The 19,669-nt window shown below is 72.7% G+C and carries 19 protein-coding genes; 9 read left to right on the top strand and 10 right to left on the bottom strand.

What is annotated here, in order from left to right:
• The first annotated feature begins 43 nt into the window (after window positions 1-43).
• On the top strand, window positions 44-688 hold the full coding sequence (locus OG509_RS10670; RefSeq protein WP_406181993.1) for a chaplin: 645 nt from the start codon (window positions 44-46) through the stop codon (window positions 686-688).
• 10 nt (window positions 689-698) lie between these two features.
• On the opposite strand, the gene OG509_RS10665 is transcribed toward OG509_RS10670, so the two are convergent.
• Window positions 699-1,406 (bottom strand): DUF2293 domain-containing protein, encoded by a 708-nt coding sequence (locus tag OG509_RS10665; protein ID WP_406181991.1) that lies wholly within the window; start codon window positions 1,404-1,406, stop codon window positions 699-701.
• A gap of 152 nt (window positions 1,407-1,558) precedes the next feature.
• Between OG509_RS10665 and OG509_RS10660 the strand changes: the two genes are divergently transcribed.
• Window positions 1,559-1,933, top strand: coding sequence for a cupin domain-containing protein (locus tag OG509_RS10660; RefSeq protein ID WP_406181989.1), 375 nt, complete (start codon window positions 1,559-1,561; stop codon window positions 1,931-1,933).
• Window positions 1,934-1,958: 25 nt separating this feature from the next.
• Here OG509_RS10660 and OG509_RS10655 read toward each other — a convergent pair whose 3' ends face one another.
• On the bottom strand, window positions 1,959-3,404 hold the full coding sequence (locus OG509_RS10655) for a WGR domain-containing protein (RefSeq protein WP_385590822.1): 1,446 nt from the start codon (window positions 3,402-3,404) through the stop codon (window positions 1,959-1,961).
• A 91-nt stretch (window positions 3,405-3,495) separates the two neighbouring features.
• Here OG509_RS10655 and OG509_RS10650 point away from each other — a divergent pair, with 91 nt between their 5' ends.
• Both OG509_RS10650 and OG509_RS10645 read left to right on the top strand, forming a co-directional pair.
• Complete coding sequence (locus OG509_RS10650; protein WP_406181987.1) at window positions 3,496-4,149, top strand: uridine kinase; 654 nt, start codon at window positions 3,496-3,498, stop codon at window positions 4,147-4,149.
• A gap of 167 nt (window positions 4,150-4,316) precedes the next feature.
• A complete protein-coding gene (locus OG509_RS10645) occupies window positions 4,317-4,958 on the top strand; it encodes a hypothetical protein (protein WP_406181986.1) in 642 nt (213 codons plus the stop codon).
• A 43-nt stretch (window positions 4,959-5,001) separates the two neighbouring features.
• On the opposite strand, the gene OG509_RS10640 is transcribed toward OG509_RS10645, so the two are convergent.
• On the bottom strand, window positions 5,002-5,919 hold the full coding sequence (locus OG509_RS10640) for a carbohydrate kinase family protein (RefSeq protein ID WP_406181985.1): 918 nt from the start codon (window positions 5,917-5,919) through the stop codon (window positions 5,002-5,004).
• Window positions 5,916-6,842, bottom strand: a complete 927-nt coding sequence (locus OG509_RS10635) for a pseudouridine-5'-phosphate glycosidase (protein WP_406181983.1) — start codon at window positions 6,840-6,842, stop codon at window positions 5,916-5,918. Before OG509_RS10635 ends, OG509_RS10640 begins: the two co-directional genes overlap by 4 nt.
• A gap of 233 nt (window positions 6,843-7,075) precedes the next feature.
• Between OG509_RS10635 and OG509_RS10630 the strand changes: the two genes are divergently transcribed.
• Window positions 7,076-7,438, top strand: coding sequence for a cupin domain-containing protein (locus OG509_RS10630; protein ID WP_406181981.1), 363 nt, complete (start codon window positions 7,076-7,078; stop codon window positions 7,436-7,438).
• Here OG509_RS10630 and OG509_RS10625 read toward each other — a convergent pair.
• The 3 genes from OG509_RS10625 to OG509_RS10615 all read right to left on the bottom strand — a co-directional run bounded on the left by OG509_RS10625 (window position 7,428) and on the right by OG509_RS10615 (window position 10,433).
• Window positions 7,428-8,732 carry an MFS transporter gene (locus OG509_RS10625; protein WP_406181980.1) on the bottom strand — a complete coding sequence of 435 codons (1,305 nt, stop codon included), beginning with the start codon at window positions 8,730-8,732 and terminating at the stop codon, window positions 7,428-7,430. The genes OG509_RS10630 and OG509_RS10625 overlap by 11 nt on opposite strands.
• Window positions 8,733-8,885: 153 nt before the next feature.
• Window positions 8,886-9,449: a methylated-DNA--[protein]-cysteine S-methyltransferase gene (locus tag OG509_RS10620; RefSeq protein ID WP_406181978.1), complete on the bottom strand. Its 564-nt coding sequence runs from the start codon at window positions 9,447-9,449 to the stop codon at window positions 8,886-8,888.
• Between the two features lie 45 nt (window positions 9,450-9,494).
• Window positions 9,495-10,433: a glycerophosphodiester phosphodiesterase gene (locus tag OG509_RS10615; RefSeq protein WP_406181976.1), complete on the bottom strand. Its 939-nt coding sequence runs from the start codon at window positions 10,431-10,433 to the stop codon at window positions 9,495-9,497.
• Between the two features lie 258 nt (window positions 10,434-10,691).
• On the opposite strand from OG509_RS10615, the gene uvrB reads away from it, so the two are divergent.
• The 4 genes from uvrB (at window position 10,692) to OG509_RS10595 (ending at window position 16,732) form a co-directional block, all read left to right on the top strand.
• Window positions 10,692-12,860, top strand: a complete 2,169-nt coding sequence (gene uvrB / locus OG509_RS10610; protein ID WP_385581637.1) for an excinuclease ABC subunit UvrB — start codon at window positions 10,692-10,694, stop codon at window positions 12,858-12,860.
• Window positions 12,861-12,946: 86 nt separating this feature from the next.
• Window positions 12,947-13,525: a TerD family protein gene (locus OG509_RS10605; protein ID WP_403734659.1), complete on the top strand. Its 579-nt coding sequence runs from the start codon at window positions 12,947-12,949 to the stop codon at window positions 13,523-13,525.
• A gap of 60 nt (window positions 13,526-13,585) precedes the next feature.
• Window positions 13,586-15,529: a TerD family protein gene (locus tag OG509_RS10600; RefSeq protein ID WP_406181975.1), complete on the top strand. Its 1,944-nt coding sequence runs from the start codon at window positions 13,586-13,588 to the stop codon at window positions 15,527-15,529.
• Between the two features lie 219 nt (window positions 15,530-15,748).
• The gene (locus OG509_RS10595; RefSeq protein ID WP_406181974.1) at window positions 15,749-16,732 is read left to right on the top strand and encodes a TerC family protein; all 984 of its coding nucleotides are present in this window, start codon (window positions 15,749-15,751) and stop codon (window positions 16,730-16,732) included.
• A 20-nt stretch (window positions 16,733-16,752) separates the two neighbouring features.
• Here OG509_RS10595 and OG509_RS10590 read toward each other — a convergent pair whose 3' ends face one another.
• The 3 genes from OG509_RS10590 to OG509_RS10580 form a co-directional block, all read right to left on the bottom strand.
• A complete protein-coding gene (locus tag OG509_RS10590; RefSeq protein ID WP_406181972.1) occupies window positions 16,753-18,120 on the bottom strand; it encodes an MFS transporter in 1,368 nt (455 codons plus the stop codon).
• Window positions 18,121-18,256: 136 nt separating this feature from the next.
• Window positions 18,257-18,913, bottom strand: coding sequence for an MBL fold metallo-hydrolase (locus OG509_RS10585; protein WP_385581628.1), 657 nt, complete (start codon window positions 18,911-18,913; stop codon window positions 18,257-18,259).
• Between the two features lie 9 nt (window positions 18,914-18,922).
• A complete protein-coding gene (locus tag OG509_RS10580; RefSeq protein WP_406181970.1) occupies window positions 18,923-19,618 on the bottom strand; it encodes a maleylpyruvate isomerase family mycothiol-dependent enzyme in 696 nt (231 codons plus the stop codon).
• Window positions 19,619-19,669: the final 51 nt, after the last annotated feature.

Below are 19,669 nucleotides of genomic sequence, written 5' to 3'. Positions count from 1 at the left end.
GAAACTGATGCGTCACAGTCGTCGGAATGGCTTGATCGCGGCGGTGGTTGCGGGAGGTGGACTGGCGGTCGCGGGTGTCAGCGGATTCGCCTACGCCGATGCGGACGCGGGCGGGAAGGCCGAGGGTTCGCCGGGTCTGCTGTCCGGGAATCTGGTGCAGCTGCCGGTGCACACCCCGGTGAACGTGTGCGGCAACACCGTGAGCGTGGTCGGCCTGCTCAACCCGGCCGCGGGCAACCGCTGTGCCAACACGGGGGGCGGTGGCGACGGGCATCCGGGGTCGGCGCCCTCGCACCCTTCGAAACCCGGGACCGCGGCCGGTACGCAGTCCCACACGGGCGGGGGAGCCCATGCCGATGGGCGAGGAAAGGATTCGCCCGGGCTGTTGTCCGGCAACGGGATCCAGCTTCCGGTCGATGTCCCGGTCAACATCAGCGGCAACTCGGTGAACGTCGTCGGGGTCGGCAACGGCTCCACCGGCAACACCTCCGTCAACGGGGACGTGCCCAGCGGCGGCAAGCCGTCGCAGCCGCCCGTCGTCGAGCATCCCGTCACCCCGCCCACGCCGCCGCAGCACGGCCCGGCCCTCGCCCACACCGGGGCCGACGGAGTCGGCTACCTGCTGCCCGGCGGCGGGGCGCTGCTGCTGGGCGGGGTGCTGCTCTACCGCCGCTTCCGCCTCGGCTAGAGAGGCGGGACTACGCCTCTCCGGCGGAAGACGAAGTCGAAGCCGGCGACGACGGCGACGACGGCGGCGGGGGCGTGCGCCAGGCGTCCAGGATCGCGTCGATCCGGGGTGCCAGCCGGGCCCGGGCCGCGAACCGCGGGACGCCCGCCATCAGCAGGGCGTCGTACTCGGTGTCGATGTGCCGCACCGCCGCCCGGACCGCCACCGACACCGCCTGCTCGTCGAGGGCCCGGCCGGCCGCCGTACGGCCCACCCGGCCGCTCCCGCGCAGCGAGGCATGGGTGGCTATCGCCACCGCCCGGTCTGCCGGACACCCCGGGAACAGCCGCACGATCTCGGCGGCGAAGGCCGCCGTGAACCGGGTGTCCTGGGCGGCGCGGCGCAGCCGGTCGCGCTCCCGGCGGCGGGCCCGCGCCTCGGCGTCCGCGAGGCAGGCGCGCTCGGCGAGGGCCAGGGCGGGCTCCTCGACCAGGAGCCCCTGGCGCTCGTAGCGGCGACGCCGCTTGTTGAAGCGGACGACGACGGCCGAGAGCGAACTCGCCTCGCGGGCCCTCCGGGTGAGGGCGGCATCCCCGCGCGGCAGGTAGACCAGGTGTCCGAGGTCGGCGCAGTCCAGGCAGCGGGGTACGCCGGCCTCCCGGACGAGATGCCGGAGCGGCCCCTGGCGGCACTCCGCGCAGTGGATCTGCTTCAGCGACTCGAACACCACGAGGCTCATGACGATGTGATACCGCTGTCCGGTCCGCTTATCACCTTGCCGAAAATGGCGGTTGAGGTTTCGCCACCTTTTCCGGTTGTCCGGATGTCCCTCTACCGTGGGGCGTTGGGGCTGCGGTATGGCCGTGATGCCCATGGGGGAGGAGTGCGTACATGGGTGGATGGCAGCCGACGGCGCGGCTCATACGAGCCGTGGAAGGCGGTGCGGAGGACCTCGCGGGCCGGGAGGTCGTCATAGAGCCCGGCGGCTGCACCGGCTGGCACTTCCACCGCGTTCCGCTGATCGCGCTCGTCAAGTCCGGGACGCTGACCCGGATCCTGCACGACAACTCGGTCGTCGTGCACCGCCCCGGCACCAGCTTCGTCGAACCGCCCGGCGTCGAGCACCTCCACCTGGGCCGCAACCTGGGCACCGTACCGGTCGTGCTGTACGTGACCTGCACGCTCGCCGAGGACGAGGCCTTCTCCATACCCGCGGACGCCCCGCCCGGCGCCGAACCGTGCACCTGCCCGAGCCGCCTTCCGTGACCCGGCCCGCCGGAGACCCTCCCGCTCAGACCAGGCGGCGTATCTCCCCGCGCACCCGGTAGAACCCACCCGAGGCCGCATGCAGCCCGTCGACCACGTACCGGGCACCCGGCTCCCGGATCCCGCGCGGGAACTGCACGTTCCACGAGGGCTCGAAGCCGCCCGACACCACCTGCACGCGCATCCTGCCGCCCTGCTGCACGCACTCCACCACCACACCGCCCGCCGGAGCCGCCGCCACCGAGACGGTCGCGACCGCCGAAGCGGAGGCCGCCGGGGTGAACACCGGCAGCGCGGCAGCCGACTTCACGTCCACGGCCGTCGGGACCGAGCCCCGCTGGGCCGCGAGGATCGCCGCCTCGCTCGCGTCCATGCAGATCAGGGACCCGTCCGTGGTGACCAGGTACAGCCGCTCGTCCAGATACTGCATGGACAGGGCCGAACCGCCGCCGGTGCCCAGCTTCCACAACCGCTGCCCGTCGGCGTCGAAGCAGTACACCGAGGAGGCGTAGTCGGCGGCGAACACATGGCGGCCGTCCGGCGAGGTCGCGCACGCGTACACGGCGGCATCGCACTTGTACGAGGCCTCCACGGCGCCCGTCGCCTTCGCCAGCCGCTGCACGGTGTGACGCCCGGTGGCGGCATACACCGTCCGGTCCTCCTGCCAGCCGAACAGCACCGAGCCGTTGGTCGGCGTGTGCCACAACTGCGCCCCGCCGTCGGCCGCGTACGCCGTCACACCGTTGCTGTGCCCGTGGTAGACCGACCGCTCATCCGCCCGGACCATCCACGCGTTCGACCCCGGCGACCGCCGCGACCACTGGAACTCGTCCTCGTGGTCGATGACCGTCAGCCCGCCGCTGCGGTCGGAGACGCTCAGCACACCCTCGTGGATGTCGAGCCAGAAGATGTCCACATCCGCCGCGATGTCGTAGGCCCCGAACGGCACCTTCGACGACAGGTCGTACACCGTGCCGTCGTCACAGCCCGCGTATATCCAGAACTCGTCCGCCACCAGGCATTTCACACCGTCCGGCAGCGAGTACCGGGCCAGCACCTCGCCCCCGTGGCTCAGCGTGTAGACGTCCCCCGCCTGGTTCCCCACCCAGCAGCGGTCCTCGTCCACATGGATCCCGAACGCCGAGGAGCCCGTACGGAACCGCCACAGCACCGGGGCCACCGCACGTGCCGTCGACGGCGCCGACGTGACCTGCCGGCGCGACACCGACCGGGCCGCGCGCTGCCCCGCCACCGCCGGCGCGTACCCCTTGCGGACCTTCTCCCCGATCTTCTTGGCGGCCGCGGCCCGGGCCTTCTCGACGGTCGGGAACGAGGAGCTCTGCAACTGGCCGTCCGCGCCGATGCGCCCGTACCGCACCGAGACGGCCGTGCCGTCCACGGTCACCTCGTAGAACTTGTGCGCGCCGCCGCCATCCTGCGACAGCTCCAGATACGTCGTCTCGCGAGCCATGACAGACCCCTCCCCAAGGCCGGGCCAACGGCTCTTTCCCGCCGGTGATCCCTCGTGAAAAACGCTACGGCCCACCACTGACAATGGGCCTGTGCAGCTGGAAGCGATCACATGGCAGCGGATGGCCGAGCGGCTCGCCGGCCACCTCGACGAACACGGGTCACCGGCAGAGCGGGGAACGTGGCAGCGGGTGGGCATCGACGGCGCGCCCGCCGCCGGCACCGGCGTACTGGCCGGCCACCTCGCCGACGCGCTGCGCCTGCGCGGCCGCCCGGTCCTGGTGGTCGCGGCCGGGGGATTCCTGCGCCCGGCCTCCCTCCGCTTCGAGTTCGGCCGCGAGGACGTGGACTCCTACCTCGGCGGCTGGTACGACACCGCCGCCCTGTGGCGCGAGGTGTTCGGTCCGACCGACCCCGGAGGCACCGGCCGCGTCCTGCCCGACCTCTGGGACCCGGCGACCGACCGGGCGACCCGCAGCCCGTACACCGAACTCCCGCCGGGCGGCGTCGTGATCGTGCACGGCCCGCTGCTGCTGGGCCACTGGTTCCCTTTCGACCTCAGCGTGCACATCCGGCTCTCCCCGGGGGCGCTGGCCCGCCGCACCGAGGAATCCGCCCGCTGGACCCTGCCCGCCTTCGCCCGTTACGAGGCGGAGACCGACCCCGCGGCCCGGGCCGACGCGGTGGTCCGGGCCGACGACCCCCGCCACCCCGCCTGGACCGGTCTCACCGGCCCCACCGGCTGAGCTCCCGCGGCCCCGTCCCGTCACGGACGTCCGGGATCCGCAACAACGCCATCGCGGGCCGGTGACGAACGAGATCCGGCCATCGCCCCCGGCCGCAGCCGCGCACTACGTTGAGGCCACGCTTCGACGGTGGCCACCCGGTGGCGCCTTGGCAGAGGGAGACGGCAATGGGCGGACGCGGTACGGCGGTTCAGGGTCCGAGACGGCTGCGGCGGCACGCGGCCGCCGCGCTGGTGCTCTGCGGAGCCCTGACCCTCACGGCCTGCAACGGCGACGGCAACGGCGGTGACGCGGGCGCCGCCGGTACGAGCCCCGGCGCGAGCCCGGCAAGCCCGTCGGCCACGGCCTCCTCCGCCGCGCCAGGTGGGGCGGCACCGTCCGCCTCCGCGGGGTCCTCGAAGAAGCCGGCCCCCACCACGACCCCTCCGGCCAAGCCCAAGCCGCCCGCCCCCGGACCCGCCTGCGCCTCCAAGGACGCGGTCTCGCCGGACGAGATCGCCGTTTACCGCTACACCCCCGAGGGCGGCCAATACAGCCTGATCGTCAAGCGCGGCCACTGGGGCTGCCCCGTCGCGGGCGGTGCCACCCCCTTCGTGACCGTCGGCGAGGAGACCTACATCCCGATCGCCGAGGACGCCAAGATCGGCGCCCACGCCCCGATCCTCTCCGGCTCCGCGAACAAGCCGATCACCACGCACGAGCTCACCTCGTGGCTGGAAACCCATCCGAACAAGGGCCTGGTGTTCCACTACAACGTGAACAAGGCGGGCGTGATCGACACCCTCGGCCAGGAGGAGTACACCTCGTAGCCCCTGGTACGGCCGTAGCCGCCCGCGACGGCCATGGCCGTCGCTACGGACGCCCGCCCAGCCGGGTCACCGCCCGGGCGGCCGTGCGGCACCCGGCGCGGGCCGCGTCCACCGGGGCCGCGCCCGCGAGCCGCGCCGCCAGGAACCCGCCGGTGAACGCGTCCCCGGCACCCGTCGAGTCCACCGCCTCGGCCGACTCCGCGGACACCTCGGCGGTCACCCGGCCCCCCTCCGCCACCAGCGCCCCGGCGGCACCCCGGGTGACCACCACCAGCGGTACCCGCAGGCTCAGTTCCGCCGCCGCCCGGGCCGCCCCGGCCGGCTCCGGCAGCCCGGCCAGCAGCCGCGCCTCGTCCTCGTTGGGCAGCAGTACGCCGATCCCCGCCACGGCATCGAGGAAGCGCTGCGGACCCAGCCCGGCCAGGAACCCCGCCGAGGCCGGGTCCACGCTCACCGGCACCCCCCGGGCCCGGGCCGCCCGCAGCGCGACCAGGGCCAGCTCGCGGCTGCTGTCGGCGAAGAAGAGGTAACCGGACAGGTGCAGATGGGCGGCCCCCTCCAGCAGGGCCGGAGCCCAGTCCTCCGGGGTGAGCCGCAGCGCGGCGCCGCTGTCGGTCAGGAAGGTGCGCTCCGCGTCCCCGCCGACCAGCGCCACGACCGTCCCGGTCGGCTCGGCCGGATCGATCACCAGCCGCGGCCGCACCCCCGAGTCCCGCAGACACTGCTCGTGCCACCGGGCCGATTCGGTGCCGACCCGCGCCAGGAGGCGTACCTCCGCCACCCCCGAGTGGGCGGCCCAGCAGGCCGCGTTGGCGCCGGCGCCGCCCGGCAGGGTCCGGATCCGCGCGGCCGTGTCCGTGGCCGGAGTCAGCGGCTGCGGATGCACCGCCACGACGTCCGTCACCACGTCCCCGACGACCAGCAGCGCCCCGGGAGCCGCCGGGGTCGCGGGCCCCGTCACGGACGCGCCGCCCAGGCCCCCGCGATCCTGGCCCCGAGCGCCACGTTGCCCCGTACCGCCGCCAGGTTGGCCTCCAGCGAGGCTCCGCCCGTCGCCCGTACCAGGAACCCCAGCAGGAACGGGGTCACCGCCTGCCCCGTGATCCCGCGCGCGTGGCACTCCTCCAGCGCCTCGGCCAGGACCCGGTCGTGCAGTACCGGATCCAACTGCTCCGCCTCCGCCACCGGATTGGCCACCAGCAGCGCCGATTCCGGGCCGCGGAGCGCGTCCTGAGCGGCCATCACCGCCGCCACTTCCTCCGGCCGGTGCACGGTCCAGTCGACCGGCTCGCCGGAACTGGCCAGGTAGAACCCGGGGAAACGTTCCGTCCCGTACCCCAGCACCCCCACCCCGAGCGTCTCCAGCCGCTGGAGCGTGGCCGGCACGTCCAGGATCGACTTCACCCCCGCGCACACCACCGTGATCCGGGTCCGCGCCAGCAGTGCCAGGTCCGCCGACTCGTCCTGCGTCTGCGCGTACTCGCGGTGTACGCCGCCCAGCCCGCCCGTGGCGAACACCCGCAGCCCGGCCCGGGCGGCCAGGAACGCCGTCGCGGACACCGTCGTCGCACCGGTCGCGCCCGTCGCGAGCGCGGGCGCCAGATCCCGGTGGCCGAGCTTGCGCACCCCCTCGCCGCCGGCGATCCGCTCCAGCTGCGCCTTGTCGAGGCCGGCGTACGCCACACCGTCGACGACGGCGATCGTGGCCGGAACCGCACCCTCGGCGCGCACCAGCGCCTCAAGTTCCACGCCCACGGCGAGATTGCGGGGGCGGGGCAGGCCGTGCGCGATGATCGTCGACTCCAGGGCCACGACGGGACGGCGCCGCTCCAGCGCCTCGCGGACCTCTTCGGACAGGACGGGGACCTCGGGTGATGTGTGCATGTCCCATCCATGGCACGGGATCCCCGCCCCCAAACGCCCGCCCGCCCACCGTTGCGAACGTGTCCGAGTCGCGTTCCTCCGTGAACTCCCGGGACGCGCGCGCCTTCCACGAAGAACTCGCCGCGGCCGGGTGGGAGCCGGGGACCGGCTGGACAGGTTGACCTGTCCGGCGGGCGGAGCGTGGACGTTGTGGTCAGCGCGCCGCGTCGGAGGGCGGATTAGGGTGACTCGGCATGAGCACCAGTGAGCACGGTCCCGCCTCGTTCGCCGTATCCGTACCGGACGCCGAACTTGAGGTCGAGGACCTCGATCCCGGCCAGATCCTCTCCGGCGAGCCCGTCGTGACGGGCAAGGTGCTGTGGGAGTCCCCCGACAGTACTCAGGTGCGCGGCATCTGGCAGATCACCCCGGGCGTGGTCACCGACACCGAGGCGAACGAGCTGTTCGTCGTGGTCAGCGGCCGCGCCACGATCGAGGTCGAGGGCGGGGAGACCCTGGAGGTGGGCCCCGGCTCCGCCTGCGTGCTCCGGGAGGGCGACAAGACCACCTGGACCGTCCACGAGACGCTGCGCAAGGCGTACCACATCAGCTACTAGAGGCAGGGGCGGCGGGCGAGGGGACGGGGTGGCGGCGCGCCGTGAACAGGGCCAGCGCCGCCATCGGCAGCAGCAGGGCCGCGCCGATCGCGTTCAGCCAGCCGTAGCCGGCGTGGGACATGACCAGGCCGGCGGCCGCGCCGCCCACGCCCGCGCAGGTGTTCATCGTGAGGTCGCTCAGGCCCTGTACGGCGGCCCGCGCGGCCTGCGGGACCGAGTCGGTGAGCAGGGCCGAGCCGGAGACCATGCCGGCGGACCAGCCGAGACCCAGCAGGAACAGGCCGATCGCGCTCTGTGCGTGGCTCGGCCCGGCGGTGCCGGCGAGCAGGGCGGCCACCGACAGCAGGCCGGCCGCCAGGCCGATCACGGCCAGCCGGCCGACCCGGTCCGCGAGCCAGCCCATGACCGGCGAGAAGGCGAACATGCCGGCGATGTGACCGCTGATCACCAGGCCGACGAGCTCCAGCGTGGCGCCGTGGTGGCCCAGGTCGACCGGGGTCATCACCATGATCGAGACCATGGCGGTGTGTGACACGGCGACGGTGACCAGGGCCAGCCGCGCCCGCGGGGAGGCCTTGACGGCCGCGAACCCGGCGCGCAGCGAGCGGCCCCCCTTCGCCTGCTCCGCGGGCGAGGCCAGCGCCCGGGCCGTCAGCAGCGGGTCCGGCCGCAGGAACAGGCCGATCATCGTGCCGGTGAGGACGAAGACGGCGCCGGCCCAGACGAAGGGGCCCGCCGTCTCGGGTATGGAGGTACCGGCGAAGCTGCGGCCGGCCGGGGCGGAGAGGTTGGGGCCGAGCACCGCACCGAGGGTCGACGCCCAGACGACGACGGCGACGGCCCGGGCCCGGCGGTCCGGAGCTGCGAGGTCGGCGGCGGCGAAGCGGGCCTGGAGGTTGGCGGAGGAGGCGGCTCCGAAGGCGGCCATGCCGAGCATCAGCAGCGGGAAGCTCTTGATCGCGGCGGCGAGGACCACCAGGCCCGCGCCGACGGCGCCGATCCCGTACCCGAGGACCAGTCCCGGCCGCCGGCCGCGCGCGGTCATCAGGGCGGCGAGCGGGAGCGAGACCGCCGCGGTGCCGATCACGGCGGCGGTGGAGGCGAAGCCGGACAGCGATTCGGTGCCGCTGACCTGCGTCGCGAGGACGGGGGCCAGGGCGATGCTGATCGGCACGCCGAGGCCGCCCAGCATCTGGCTCGCGATCAGCACCCCGGAGACACGGCGCTGGAGCCGGGGCAGGTCGGCCGGGCTCACGGGCGGGGCGGGGCGGTCGGTGCCGGGAATCGCGGTCATGCCGTGCACCCCCGTCGCGGCGGCACGGGGCGGTGTACGGGCGCAGTGCGGCCGCAGGCGGTGGCAGTAGTCACCGCGGCAGTTTCCCACCCCTTACCGCCGGACGGAACGGGGGATGCACCCCTGACACCCCCCGACACCCCCCGGCATTCCCTAGAACAGAGGCTGCGGCAGGACGCCCTCCAGGGCCAGCAGGGTGCGCTTGGTCTCCACCCCGCCGCCGAAGCCGCCGATTCCGCCGTCGTTCTCCACGACCCGGTGGCAGGCCACCACCAGCGGCAGCGGGTTCGACCCCATGGCGTTGCCCACGGCCTGGGCCCCGCCCGGCTGGCCGACCCGGGCCGCGAGCTCCCCGTACCCGACGACGGCCCCGTACGGCACCGAGCGGTCCAGCTCCTGGAGCACCTGCCGGTTGAAGCCGGAGCTGAGCCGCCAGTCCAGCGGCAGCTCGAAGCGCTTGAGCGTGCCCCCGAAGTACGCCTTCAGCTGGCGTATCGGCTCGGCCAGCAGCACCTCCTCGCCCGGTGCCGGATGCCAGGCGTCGGCGCCGAGCCGGGAGACGAGGGAGCCGATCATCTTGTCGACCCGGTCCGGCCCGGCATGGAACTCGACCCGGACCAGACCCTCCGGGGTCGCGGCCAGGAGCAGGGGGCCGATGTCGCTGGGGACGACGGTCCATTCGAGGTGCGGCCCGCGGGGCCGCTCGGTGCTGTCCACCCCTCCACCGTACGGGGAGGGTCCGACACCCCGGGGGGTGTCCCCCTAGTACGCGAGGGCCCCGAGCACCGCCTGCTGCACGACGTCCGGGGCGTTGGTGATGATCCCGTCCACGCCCATCCCCTGCACCTTCCGGGCCGTCGCCGCGTCGTCGACGATCCAGGTGTCCACCTCCATCGCCTTGCCGTGGGCGCCCAGCAGGCCGTGCACCGCCGCCACCCAGTCGGCCGAGATGGTGGTGTGCCACGGGTTGATCCGGTCCGTGAACTGGGCGTACTTCGGCAGGTCGGCGACGGTCGGGGTGCCCAGGAAGGCCGTCACGAGGTCCGGGTGCATGCCGTGCACGAGGCGTACGGAGTCGGCGCTGAAGCTCTGTACGACCAGGCGGCGCTGCGCGTGGTCGGCGTCGAGCCAGCCGGCCTCGTCCAGCACCTGGAGGGTCTGCTTCTCGATGCCCGGGTAGAGCTCGGGCTTCTTGATCTCCAGGAGCAGCCGCTGCCGGTTGCGCTGTACCCGGTCGAGGTATTCCCGCAGGGTCGGAACGCGCTCGCCCGCGAACTCCTCACCGAACCAGCTGCCCGCGTCGAGCGTGGCGATCTCCGCCGCCGTGAAGTCCTTGACCCGCCAGGGGCTCCGGTCCGGGAACGCCTGCTCGACGTCGGTGGTCCGGGCCAGGGTGTCGTCGTGGACCACGACCAGCTCGCCGTCCTTGGTGCGCTGGACGTCGTTCTCGACCCAGTCGAAGCCCAGCCGCATCGCGAGGTCGATCGCCGCGAGCGTGTTCTCGGGGGCGTACGCGGAGGCCCCCCGGTGGGCGTACACGACGGGGCCCAGCAGCCCTGGGACGCCGGCGGGGCCCGCGGAGCCGGAGGGGGAGGAGGGGATGGAGGGGCCGGTGGCGGCGGACGAGGCCGTTCCGCCCAGCAGGGTCAGGGTGAAGCCCAGGAATGCGGCGGCGGCCGCGGCGGCGGGTCGGACGTACATGTGCGTTCTCCTCGTTTCGGGAGCCCTGTTCCTGCGTCAGACGCGTGCGGACTGACAGACGTTGCGGCGATGCACCACACGGGGGACCTCTACGGCGATCATGCGGTTGAAGATCACCGGGCCGCCACCGAACTACGACAAACGGACCAGAAAGGAGGACTTCCGCCCCGTCCGCCGGACGCGCCCGGCCGGACCTGCCTCAGCGCCCCGGACCGGCGCGGCTGCGTGAGTGTCAGTGGGGGGTCGTACGGTGGACTCATGCGGCCCGTATCGAAGATCGAACGCACGGTGGCGCCTTTCGAGGTCGTCAGCCCCTACCAGCCCAGCGGCGACCAGCCGGCGGCCATCGCCGAGCTGGAGAAGCGCATCCGTGCAGGTGAGAAGGATGTCGTCCTGCTGGGTGCGACCGGCACCGGCAAGTCGGCGACCACCGCCTGGATGATCGAGAAGCTCCAGCGCCCGACCCTGGTGATGGCGCCGAACAAGACGCTCGCCGCCCAGCTGGCGAACGAGTTCCGCGAGCTCCTGCCGAACAACGCCGTCGAGTACTTCGTCTCGTACTACGACTACTACCAGCCCGAGGCGTACGTACCGCAGTCGGACACCTACATCGAGAAGGACTCCTCGATCAACGAGGAGGTGGAGCGGCTGCGCCACTCCGCGACCAACTCGCTCCTCACCCGGCGCGACGTGATCGTCGTCGCCTCCGTGTCCTGCATCTACGGCCTCGGCACCCCGCAGGAGTACGTCGACCGGATGGTCCCCCTCAAGGTCGGCGAGGAGATGGACCGGGACCAGTTGCTGCGCCGCTTCGTCGACATCCAGTACACGCGCAACGACGTGGCCTTCACCCGCGGCACCTTCCGCGTGCGCGGCGACACCATCGAGATCTTCCCGGTCTACGAGGAACTGGCCGTCCGCATCGAGATGTTCGGCGACGAGATCGAGGCCCTGTCCACCCTGCACCCGCTGACCGGCGAGGTCATCAGCGAGGACCGCGAGCTGTACGTCTTCCCCGCCAGCCACTACGTCGCCGGCCCCGAGCGCATGGAGAAGGCGGTCCGCGGGATCGAGGCGGAGCTGGCCGAGCGCCTCGCCGAGCTGGAGAAGCAGGGCAAGATGCTGGAGGCCCAGCGGCTGCGCATGCGCACCACGTACGACCTGGAGATGATGCGCCAGATCGGGTCCTGCTCCGGCATCGAGAACTACTCGCTGCACATGGACGACCGCGAGCGCGGCTCCGCGCCCAACACCCTCATCGACTACTTCCCCGAGGACTTCCTCCTCGTCATCGACGAGTCGCACGTCACCGTGCCGCAGATCGGCGCGATGTACGAGGGCGACGCCTCGCGCAAGCGGACCCTGGTCGACCACGGCTTCCGGCTGCCCTCCGCGCTCGACAACCGGCCGCTGAAGTGGGAGGAGTTCCAGGAGCGGATCGGCCAGACGGTCTACCTGTCGGCGACCCCCGGCAAGTACGAGCTCTCCCGCGGCGACGGCTTCGTCGAGCAGATCATCCGCCCCACCGGCCTCATCGACCCCGAGGTCGTGGTCAAGCCCACCGAGGGGCAGATCGACGACCTGGTCCACGAGATCCGGCAGCGGGTGGAGAAGGACGAGCGCGTCCTGGTCACCACCCTCACCAAGAAGATGGCCGAGGACCTCACGGACTATTTCCTGGAGCTCGGCATCCAGGTGCGCTACCTGCACAGCGACGTCGACACGCTGCGCCGCATCGAGCTGCTGCGCGAGCTGCGCGCCGGCGAGTACGACGTCCTGGTCGGCATCAACCTGCTGCGCGAGGGCCTCGACCTGCCCGAGGTGTCCCTGGTGGCGATCCTGGACGCCGACAAGCAGGGCTTCCTGCGCTCCGGCACCTCGCTGATCCAGACCATCGGCCGCGCGGCGCGCAACGTCTCCGGCCAGGTCCACATGTACGCGGACAGCATCACCCCGGCCATGGCGCAGGCGATCGACGAGACGAACCGCCGCCGGGAGAAGCAGGTCGCCTACAACACGGCGAACGGGATCGACCCGCAGCCGCTGCGCAAGAAGATCAACGACATCGTCGCCACCATCGCCCGCGAGGAGCTGGACACCGAACAGCTGCTCGGCACCGGGTACCGCCAGGGGAAGGACGGCAAGGGCGCCAAGGCTCCCGTGCCCGCGCTCGGCGTGGTCAAGGCCGGCCAGGTCACCGTGGGCGGCAAGGCGGTCAAGGGCGCCAAGGCGGCCAGGGCGGCCAAGGAAGCCGCCGTGCTGACGGACCGTCCGGCCGAGGAACTCGCGGCGCTCATCGAGCAGATGACCGAGCGCATGCGCGGAGCGGCCGCCGAGCTCCAGTTCGAGGTCGCGGCCCGGATCCGCGACGAGGTGGGCGAGCTGAAGAAGGAGCTGCGACAGATGAGGGAAGCGGGCCTCGCCTGACCCGGAGCCGGTCAGTAGGGTTGGCAGCAGCCGCAGGTACACATGCGCACCCACATCGGGGGCGGGCTAGGGAGAGGGGACAGCGCGTGACGGTCAACATGACCAAGGGTCAGGCCATCAGTCTGCAGAAGCAGGACGGGGGCACGCTGACCGCGGTCCGGATGGGCCTCGGCTGGCAGGCCGCCAAGCGCCGCGGACTGTTCGGCTCGCGGACCCGGGAGATCGACCTGGACGCGTCGGCGGTGCTCTTCGCCGACAAGCAGCCGGTGGACGTGGTGTTCTTCCGCCACCTGCAGAGCGACGACGGCTCGGTCCGGCACACCGGTGACAACCTCGTCGGCGGCGCCGGCCAGGGCGGGGACGACGAGTCGATCCTCGTCGACCTCCAGCGCGTGCCGGTGCACATCGACCAGATCGTCTTCACGGTGAACTCGTTCACCGGCCAGACGTTCCAGGAGGTGCAGAACGCGTTCTGCCGCATCGTCGACGAGACCAACGGCCAGGAGCTGGCGCGCTACACGCTGGACGGCGGCGGCCAGTACACCGCGCAGATCATGGCGAAGGTGTCGCGCGCCGGCAGCGGCTGGCAGATGACGGCCCTCGGCAACCCGGCCAACGGGCGGACCTTCCAGGACCTGATGCCGTCGATCCTGCCGCACCTGTAAGCGGCACCGGAACAGAGCAGAACAGAACAGACGAGCAAGGGCACGGGGGAGGGCTGCACGATGACGGCCGAACTGGTCCGGGGGCAGAACCGCCCCCTGTCCCGGACGCGGGTGGAGATCAGGGTCTCGGCGGGCACGCCCGTGCTGGCCCTGGCCTCGGCCTGCGATGACGCCGGCCGGCTGGCCGGCCCCGAGTCGGTGGCCCACCCCGGCGCCCGGAGCCTGCCCGGACTTCAGGTGCCGGGGGCGGTGGCGGCCGAGCACCGCTTCGCCGTCGACCTCGATGCCGTCGCGCCCGCCGTGCACCGGCTCGGGGTGGTCCTCGTCCTGCCGCCCGGCGGGCCGGCGCGGTTCGGCGCGGCCCCCGCGTCGTACGTGGCCGTGGCCGATCCGGAGGGCGCCGAGCTCGCCGGGTACACGCTGACCGGGCTGGACGCCGAGACCGCCGTCGTGGCCCTGGAGCTCTACCGGCGCCAGGGCGCCTGGAAGGTCCGCGCGGTGGGCCAGGGGTACGCCGACGGGCTCGGCGCGCTGCTGGCCGACGCCGGGCTGGCCGCACCGGCCGCAGTCGCCCTGGCCGCCGCCGTCGTGGGAGCGGCCGCGCGGGACGAGGCCGCGCTCGCCACCGCGCCCGTGCCCACCGGCGCCGTCCCCGTGGTCCCGGTCTCCGGAGCCCCGTACGCCGCTGCGCCGGGCCCCGCGGCCGGGGACGGCGGCGAGGGCCCGCCGACCCTGGGCGCACCCGCACCGAACGCACCCGCACTCGACGCACCCACACTGAACTACGTGCACCCGCGCCGGCGCCGCAGCACCACCGAGCCGCCCGAACCGGCGCCGCGGCCCGCCGAGCCCGCGGAGCCCGGCCGGCCCCCCGCCCCGGTCGCGGGCGACGCGAGCGGCTGGTCCCTGGAGGAACGGCTCTACAACCAGGTCTGGGGCATGTTCGAGGACCTGGCCCGGTCGGTGGCCGCCTACCGCAGCGCCTGTGACTTCGCCGAGTCGCGGATGGACCGCGAGCTCGACGAGGCGCTGTCCGACCCCCGCCACCGCCTCGCGGGCTCCGGCAACGCCGCCCGTGACGCGGCCCGCGCCCGCCACGACGAGCTCGTCGCCCAGGCCAAGGCCGTGCTCGACCGGGACCTCACGCAGCTGATCGCCGAGTCCGAGGTGGTCGAGCCCGCGCTGCCGGCCCCGTACGCCCGCTGGGCCAACCCCGTCTGGCACGGGCACGGGGCACCGGAGGAGGCCCCGATGGCCCTGCGCCTCGGCGACCTGCACCTGCCCGAGCGGCCCGACCTGCGCATCCCCATGCTGGTGCGGGCCCCGCTGGAGCGCGGGCTGTGGATCGACAACGGCCGCACCGGCTCCGAGGCCGCGATGACCATGGACACCGACCGGCTGCGCCGGGCCGCCATGGACATGGCCGTCGCCCACGCGGTCCGACTGCTCGCGGTCCACCCCGGCGACCGGTTCTCCGTGCACGTCATCGACGCGGCCGGGGCGGGGGCCGCCTCGCTGGCGCCGCTCGTCGCGGCCGGGGTGCTGGCCGGGCCGCCCGCCGCCGGGGCCTTGGGGGTCACCGGGACCCTGGAGGCGCTGACCCGCCGGGTGGACCTCGTACAGATGGCCGTGCGGGCCGGGGCCCCCGAGGACCTGCCGCCCGATGTGGACCTCGCCGACCAGCTGCTGATCGTGCACGACTTCCCGCACGGGTTCGACGACCGGGCCGTCACCCGGCTGCGCTACCTGGCCGACGAGGGTCCGGCGGTCGGCGTGCACCTGCTGATGGTGGCGGACCGTGACGAGGCCTCGGCGTACGGGCCGCTGCTGGATCCGCTGTGGCGCTCGCTGATGCGGCTGTCGCCGGTGCCGGACAACCACCTCGCCGATCCGTGGGTCGGCCACGCCTGGACCTTCGAGCCGGACCTGCCGCCGCCGGGCAGCCGGGTGCTGGAACAGACCCTGGAGCGGATCGCCGCCACCCGGCGCGATGCCCGCCCATGACCGTCCCTTGGTCTTCCCTTTACCTTTGCCTGCTCTGACGGGTACCCTGGGCGCGCGGAGGGGAGTATTCCTGCTTTCCTGCTACGGCGTACCCGTCAATACGGACCAGTCGGTCCCGGGGCGCCGGCCCACGGCCTCCAGGCCGCCCGGGTGGAAGAGACCTCCGGCAGCGATGACGCTGACATGTGTGCTGAGCCATCTGCCGGAGGCGAATAAGCAGTGGATGTTTCGTGGACCCTCTGGGTGCTGACCATTCTCGGTCTGTGCATCCTGATCGGCGCCGATTTCTTCATCGGCCGCAAACCGCACGACGTATCGATCAAGGAAGCGGGCATCTGGACGGTCGTCTGGATCGTGCTCGCCGCACTCTTCGGCCTCGGCCTGTGGTTCTTCGGCAACGGGCAGGCCTCGCAGGAGTTCTTCGCGGGCTTCATCACCGAGAAGTCCCTGAGCGTCGACAACCTCTTCGTCTTCGTCCTGATCATGGCGAAGTTCGCGGTGCCCTCCCACCTCCAGCAGCGCGTCCTGCTGGTGGGCGTGCTGATCGCCCTGGTGCTGCGCGCGATCTTCATCGCCGCCGGCGCGGCGATCCTCGCCAGCTTCTCGTGGGTCTTCTACATCTTCGGCGCCTTCCTGATCTACACCGCCTGGAAGCTGATCCAGGAGGCGCGCAAGGACGAGGACGAGGAGGAGTTCGAGGAGAACCGCCTCCTCAAGTCCGTCGAGAAGAAGTTCGGCGTCGCCGACAAGTACCACGGCACCAAGCTGTTCATCGAGAACAACGGCAAGCGCGTCCTGACCCCGCTCATGGTCGTCATGCTCGCCATCGGCACCACCGACGTGCTGTTCGCCCTGGACTCGATCCCCGCGATCTTCGGCCTCACCCAGGACCCGTACATCGTGTTCACGGCCAACGCCTTCGCCCTGATGGGTCTGCGCCAGCTGTACTTCCTCATCGGCGGTCTGCTCAAGAAGCTGGTCCACCTGAGCTACGGCCTGTCGATCATCCTCGGCTTCATCGGCGTCAAGCTGGTGCTGCACGCCCTGCACGAGTCCGGACTGGACGTCCCGGTCGTCTCGATCCCGGTCTCCCTCGGCGTCATCTGCGGAGTCCTCGTGATCACCACGATCACCAGCCTGATCGCCTCGAAGAGGCAGGCGGCCGCCGAAGCCGCCGCCCGCCCGGAGAGCATCGACGCGTAGGGACCACCGGCCCCGGGGGGCTACGCGGGGGCGGCCGCTTCGGCCGCCCCCGTTCCCTTGTCCGCGCCCGCCCGCGCCCGCACGACCGCCGGGTTCGTCTCCGGCAGCAGCGTGAAGCAGACCAGGCTGAGCAGGGCGATCCCGCTCAGGTACACGGCCACGCCCCAGGGCGGACCGGAGCCGCCCGCCAGCGCCGTCGCCACGATCGGGGTCAGCGCCCCGCCCAGCACCCCGCCCAGGTTGTAGCCCACGGCCGCGCCCGTGCAGCGGATCCGCGGGGCGTACAGCTCCGGCACGTACGCGCCCACCACGGCGAACATCGTCACCATGCCCAGCAGCCCGCCGAGGCAGCCCAGCGTCATCAGCAGCGGGTCCGCCGTCCGCAGCAGCGCGACGAACGGGAACATCCACACCAGGCACATCGCGCTGCCGATCAGGCAGAGCGGCCGCCGGCCGTACCGGTCGCCGAGCACCGCCACCAGCGGGGTCAGCAGGGCCTTCAGCGCGACGGCCGCCATGATGCAGGCCAGCATCACCGTGCGGTCGACCCTCAGGTGCTCGGTGGCGTACGCGAGGGACCAGGTGGTGACCGCGTAGAAGACCGCGTACCCGACGGACAGGGCCCCGCCGGTCAGCAGGACCAGCCGCCAGTGCCCGCGTACGACCTCGGACAGCGGGGCGTCGGAGCGCCGGCCGGTCTCCGCGAGGGCGCGGAACTGCGGGGTCTCCTCCACCGAGCGGCGCAGCCACAGCCCGGCGAGGGCCAGTACGCCCGCCGCCCAGAACGGCACGCGCCAGCCCCAGGACGTGAACTGTGCGTCGGTCAGCGTCGCGGACAGGGTGAGGATCATGCCGTTGGCCAGCAGGAAGCCCACCGGCGGACCGATCTGCGGGAAGCTCGCCCACAGCCCGCGCCGCTGCTCGGGGGCGTGCTCGGCGGTCAGCAGGACCGCGCCGCCCCATTCGCCGCCGAGGCCGAGGCCCTGGAGGAAGCGCAGCACGAGCAGGAGCAGGGGCGCTGCCATGCCGATCGTCGCGTACGTGGGCACGCAGCCGACGGCGACCGTGGCGAGGCCGGTGAGCAGCAGGGAGCCGAGCAGGACCGGGCGGCGGCCGTACCGGTCGCCGATGTGTCCGAAGAGCACCGAGCCCAGAGGGCGGGCGAGGAAGCCGATGCCGAAGGTGCCGAAGGCGGCGAGGGTCCCGGCGAGCGGGGAGAAGGACGGGAAGAACAGCGGGCCGAGCACGAGGGCGGCCGCCGTGCCGTAGACGAAGAAGTCGTAGAACTCGATGGCGGTGCCGGCGAGCGAGGCCGTCGCCAGCCGCAGCATCGAGGGCGGGCGGGGGACCGCCCGGCGGGGGAGGGCGGGGGAGGGGTCTTGTTGCATGGTGCAGCAACTACCCCGCCCCACACCCCCAGGACGTGCGTTCGGTCATCTTCGACCGGAAGGAGTGCTTCCTGTCGCGGTGTTGACCGGGACCGCTCCGACCGGCCGAGGATCGGACGCCTGTTACCAGCCGCTGTTACCAGCCGCGCTCGCGCCACTCGGCCAGGTGCGGCCGCTCGGCGCCGAGCGTGGTGTCGTTGCCGTGTCCCGGGTAGACCCAGGTCTCGTCCGACAGCTGCTCGAAGAGTTTGTGCTGGACGTCGTCGATCAGCTGCTCGAAGGCCTTCGGGTCGCCCCACGTGTTGCCGACGCCGCCGGGGAAGAGGCAGTCGCCGGTGAACACGTGCGCGTGCCCGTGCGGGTCGTCGTAGATCAGGGCGATCGAGCCGGGGGTGTGGCCGACCAGGTGGCGGGCGGTCAGCGTGACCCGCCCGACGGTGACCGTGTCCCCGTCCGCCACCGGCACGTCGGTCGGCACCGGGATGCCCTCGGCGTCGTGGACGCCCGCGTACGTACGGGCGCCGGTCGCCCCGACGACCTCCGCGAGCGCGCCCCAGTGATCGCCGTGCCGGTGGGTGGTGACGACGGAGGCGATGCCGTCGTCACCGATCAGGTTCAGCAGGGTCTCCGGCTCGGCGGCCGCGTCGATCAGCAGCTGCTCGTCGGTGGCCCGGCAGCGCAGCAGGTACGCATTGTTGTTCATGGGGCCCACCGCGACCTTGGAAATCATCAGGTCCGGGAGTTCGTGCACGTCGGCCGGACCGCCGACCTTGACTGCTCCGCTGTACGTCATGTCCTGATCCTAGAGCGGGGGGAGCGTCGGGAGGGGGCCGCCGACGACAGTGAGGTGTGCGCCCCTGTCCCCGCGGCCGGCGAGCCAGCCGAGGAGCTCGGCTCCGGTGCCGAGCAGGGTGACCGGGCCGCCCTCGGTGCCGCCGGTGTGCCAGGTGGAGTCGCCGTCGCCTTCGAGCCGGAGCGTCACCGGGGGGACCTCCGGGCGTCCGGACCAGCGGTCGGCGAGGAAGGCGATCTCACGGGCGGTGAAATCCTGCGGGAGGTCGGAGAGCTCGTAGCCGATGTTCAGGTCGACGTGGTGCAGCTCCACCTCGACGAGGCGGCGGAACGGCACGTTCGAAGCCAGGTCGGTGACCCCGTTGCGCAGCTCGACGGTGCGCGACCAGTCCTGGTCCCGCTCGGTCTGCGCCAGGAAGCCGGCGTGGGTCGCGCGCACGTCGTCGAGCTGGACCTCCAGCGGGCGCGGGGCGTCGCGCTCGATGTCGGAGTCGCGGGCCTCGGCGCTCTCGTACATCGGGCGGCCGGCGAAGACGTTGACGAGGGCGTCCGCGTTGCGTGCCAGATGGGCCAGTACGTGGCCGCGGGTCCAGCCCGGCAGATGTGACTCTTCGGCCAGGGCCGCGTTGTCCAGTTTCGCGAGAGCGGTCAGCATTCGGTCCGTGGCTTCACGTACAGATCGCAGGTCGCGCACATGATCAGTCATGGATCCGAGCCTAGTGCCGCGGAGCCTCGGCCACACGAACGGGTGAACCCG

The organism is Streptomyces sp. NBC_01006, from assembly GCF_045162725.1.
Classification (GTDB): Bacteria; Actinomycetota; Actinomycetes; order Streptomycetales; family Streptomycetaceae; genus Streptomyces.
The sequence above is the reverse complement of the archived record's forward strand: the minus strand, read 5'-3'. Positions and strand labels throughout refer to the sequence as shown.

What these genes read in the sequence shown, in the direction of transcription:
- OG509_RS10660 (WP_406181989.1), top strand. Translation starts at nt 1,559, where the DNA reads ATGGGTGGATGGCAGCCGACGGCGCGGCTCATACGAGCCGTGGAAGGC.
- uvrB (WP_385581637.1), top strand. Translation starts at nt 10,692, where the DNA reads ATGCGGCCCGTATCGAAGATCGAACGCACGGTGGCGCCTTTCGAGGTC.
- OG509_RS10600 (WP_406181975.1), top strand. Translation starts at nt 13,586, where the DNA reads ATGACGGCCGAACTGGTCCGGGGGCAGAACCGCCCCCTGTCCCGGACG.
- OG509_RS10655 (WP_385590822.1), bottom strand. Translation starts at nt 3,404, where the DNA reads ATGGCTCGCGAGACGACGTATCTGGAGCTGTCGCAGGATGGCGGCGGC.
- OG509_RS10635 (WP_406181983.1), bottom strand. Translation starts at nt 6,842, where the DNA reads ATGCACACATCACCCGAGGTCCCCGTCCTGTCCGAAGAGGTCCGCGAG.
- OG509_RS10625 (WP_406181980.1), bottom strand. Translation starts at nt 8,732, where the DNA reads ATGACCGCGATTCCCGGCACCGACCGCCCCGCCCCGCCCGTGAGCCCG.
- OG509_RS10665 (WP_406181991.1), bottom strand. Translation starts at nt 1,406, where the DNA reads ATGAGCCTCGTGGTGTTCGAGTCGCTGAAGCAGATCCACTGCGCGGAG.
- OG509_RS10590 (WP_406181972.1), bottom strand. Translation starts at nt 18,120, where the DNA reads ATGCAACAAGACCCCTCCCCCGCCCTCCCCCGCCGGGCGGTCCCCCGC.
- OG509_RS10645 (WP_406181986.1), top strand. Translation starts at nt 4,317, where the DNA reads ATGGGCGGACGCGGTACGGCGGTTCAGGGTCCGAGACGGCTGCGGCGG.
- OG509_RS10630 (WP_406181981.1), top strand. Translation starts at nt 7,076, where the DNA reads ATGAGCACCAGTGAGCACGGTCCCGCCTCGTTCGCCGTATCCGTACCG.
- OG509_RS10585 (WP_385581628.1), bottom strand. Translation starts at nt 18,913, where the DNA reads ATGACGTACAGCGGAGCAGTCAAGGTCGGCGGTCCGGCCGACGTGCAC.
- OG509_RS10580 (WP_406181970.1), bottom strand. Translation starts at nt 19,618, where the DNA reads ATGACTGATCATGTGCGCGACCTGCGATCTGTACGTGAAGCCACGGAC.
- OG509_RS10615 (WP_406181976.1), bottom strand. Translation starts at nt 10,433, where the DNA reads ATGTACGTCCGACCCGCCGCCGCGGCCGCCGCCGCATTCCTGGGCTTC.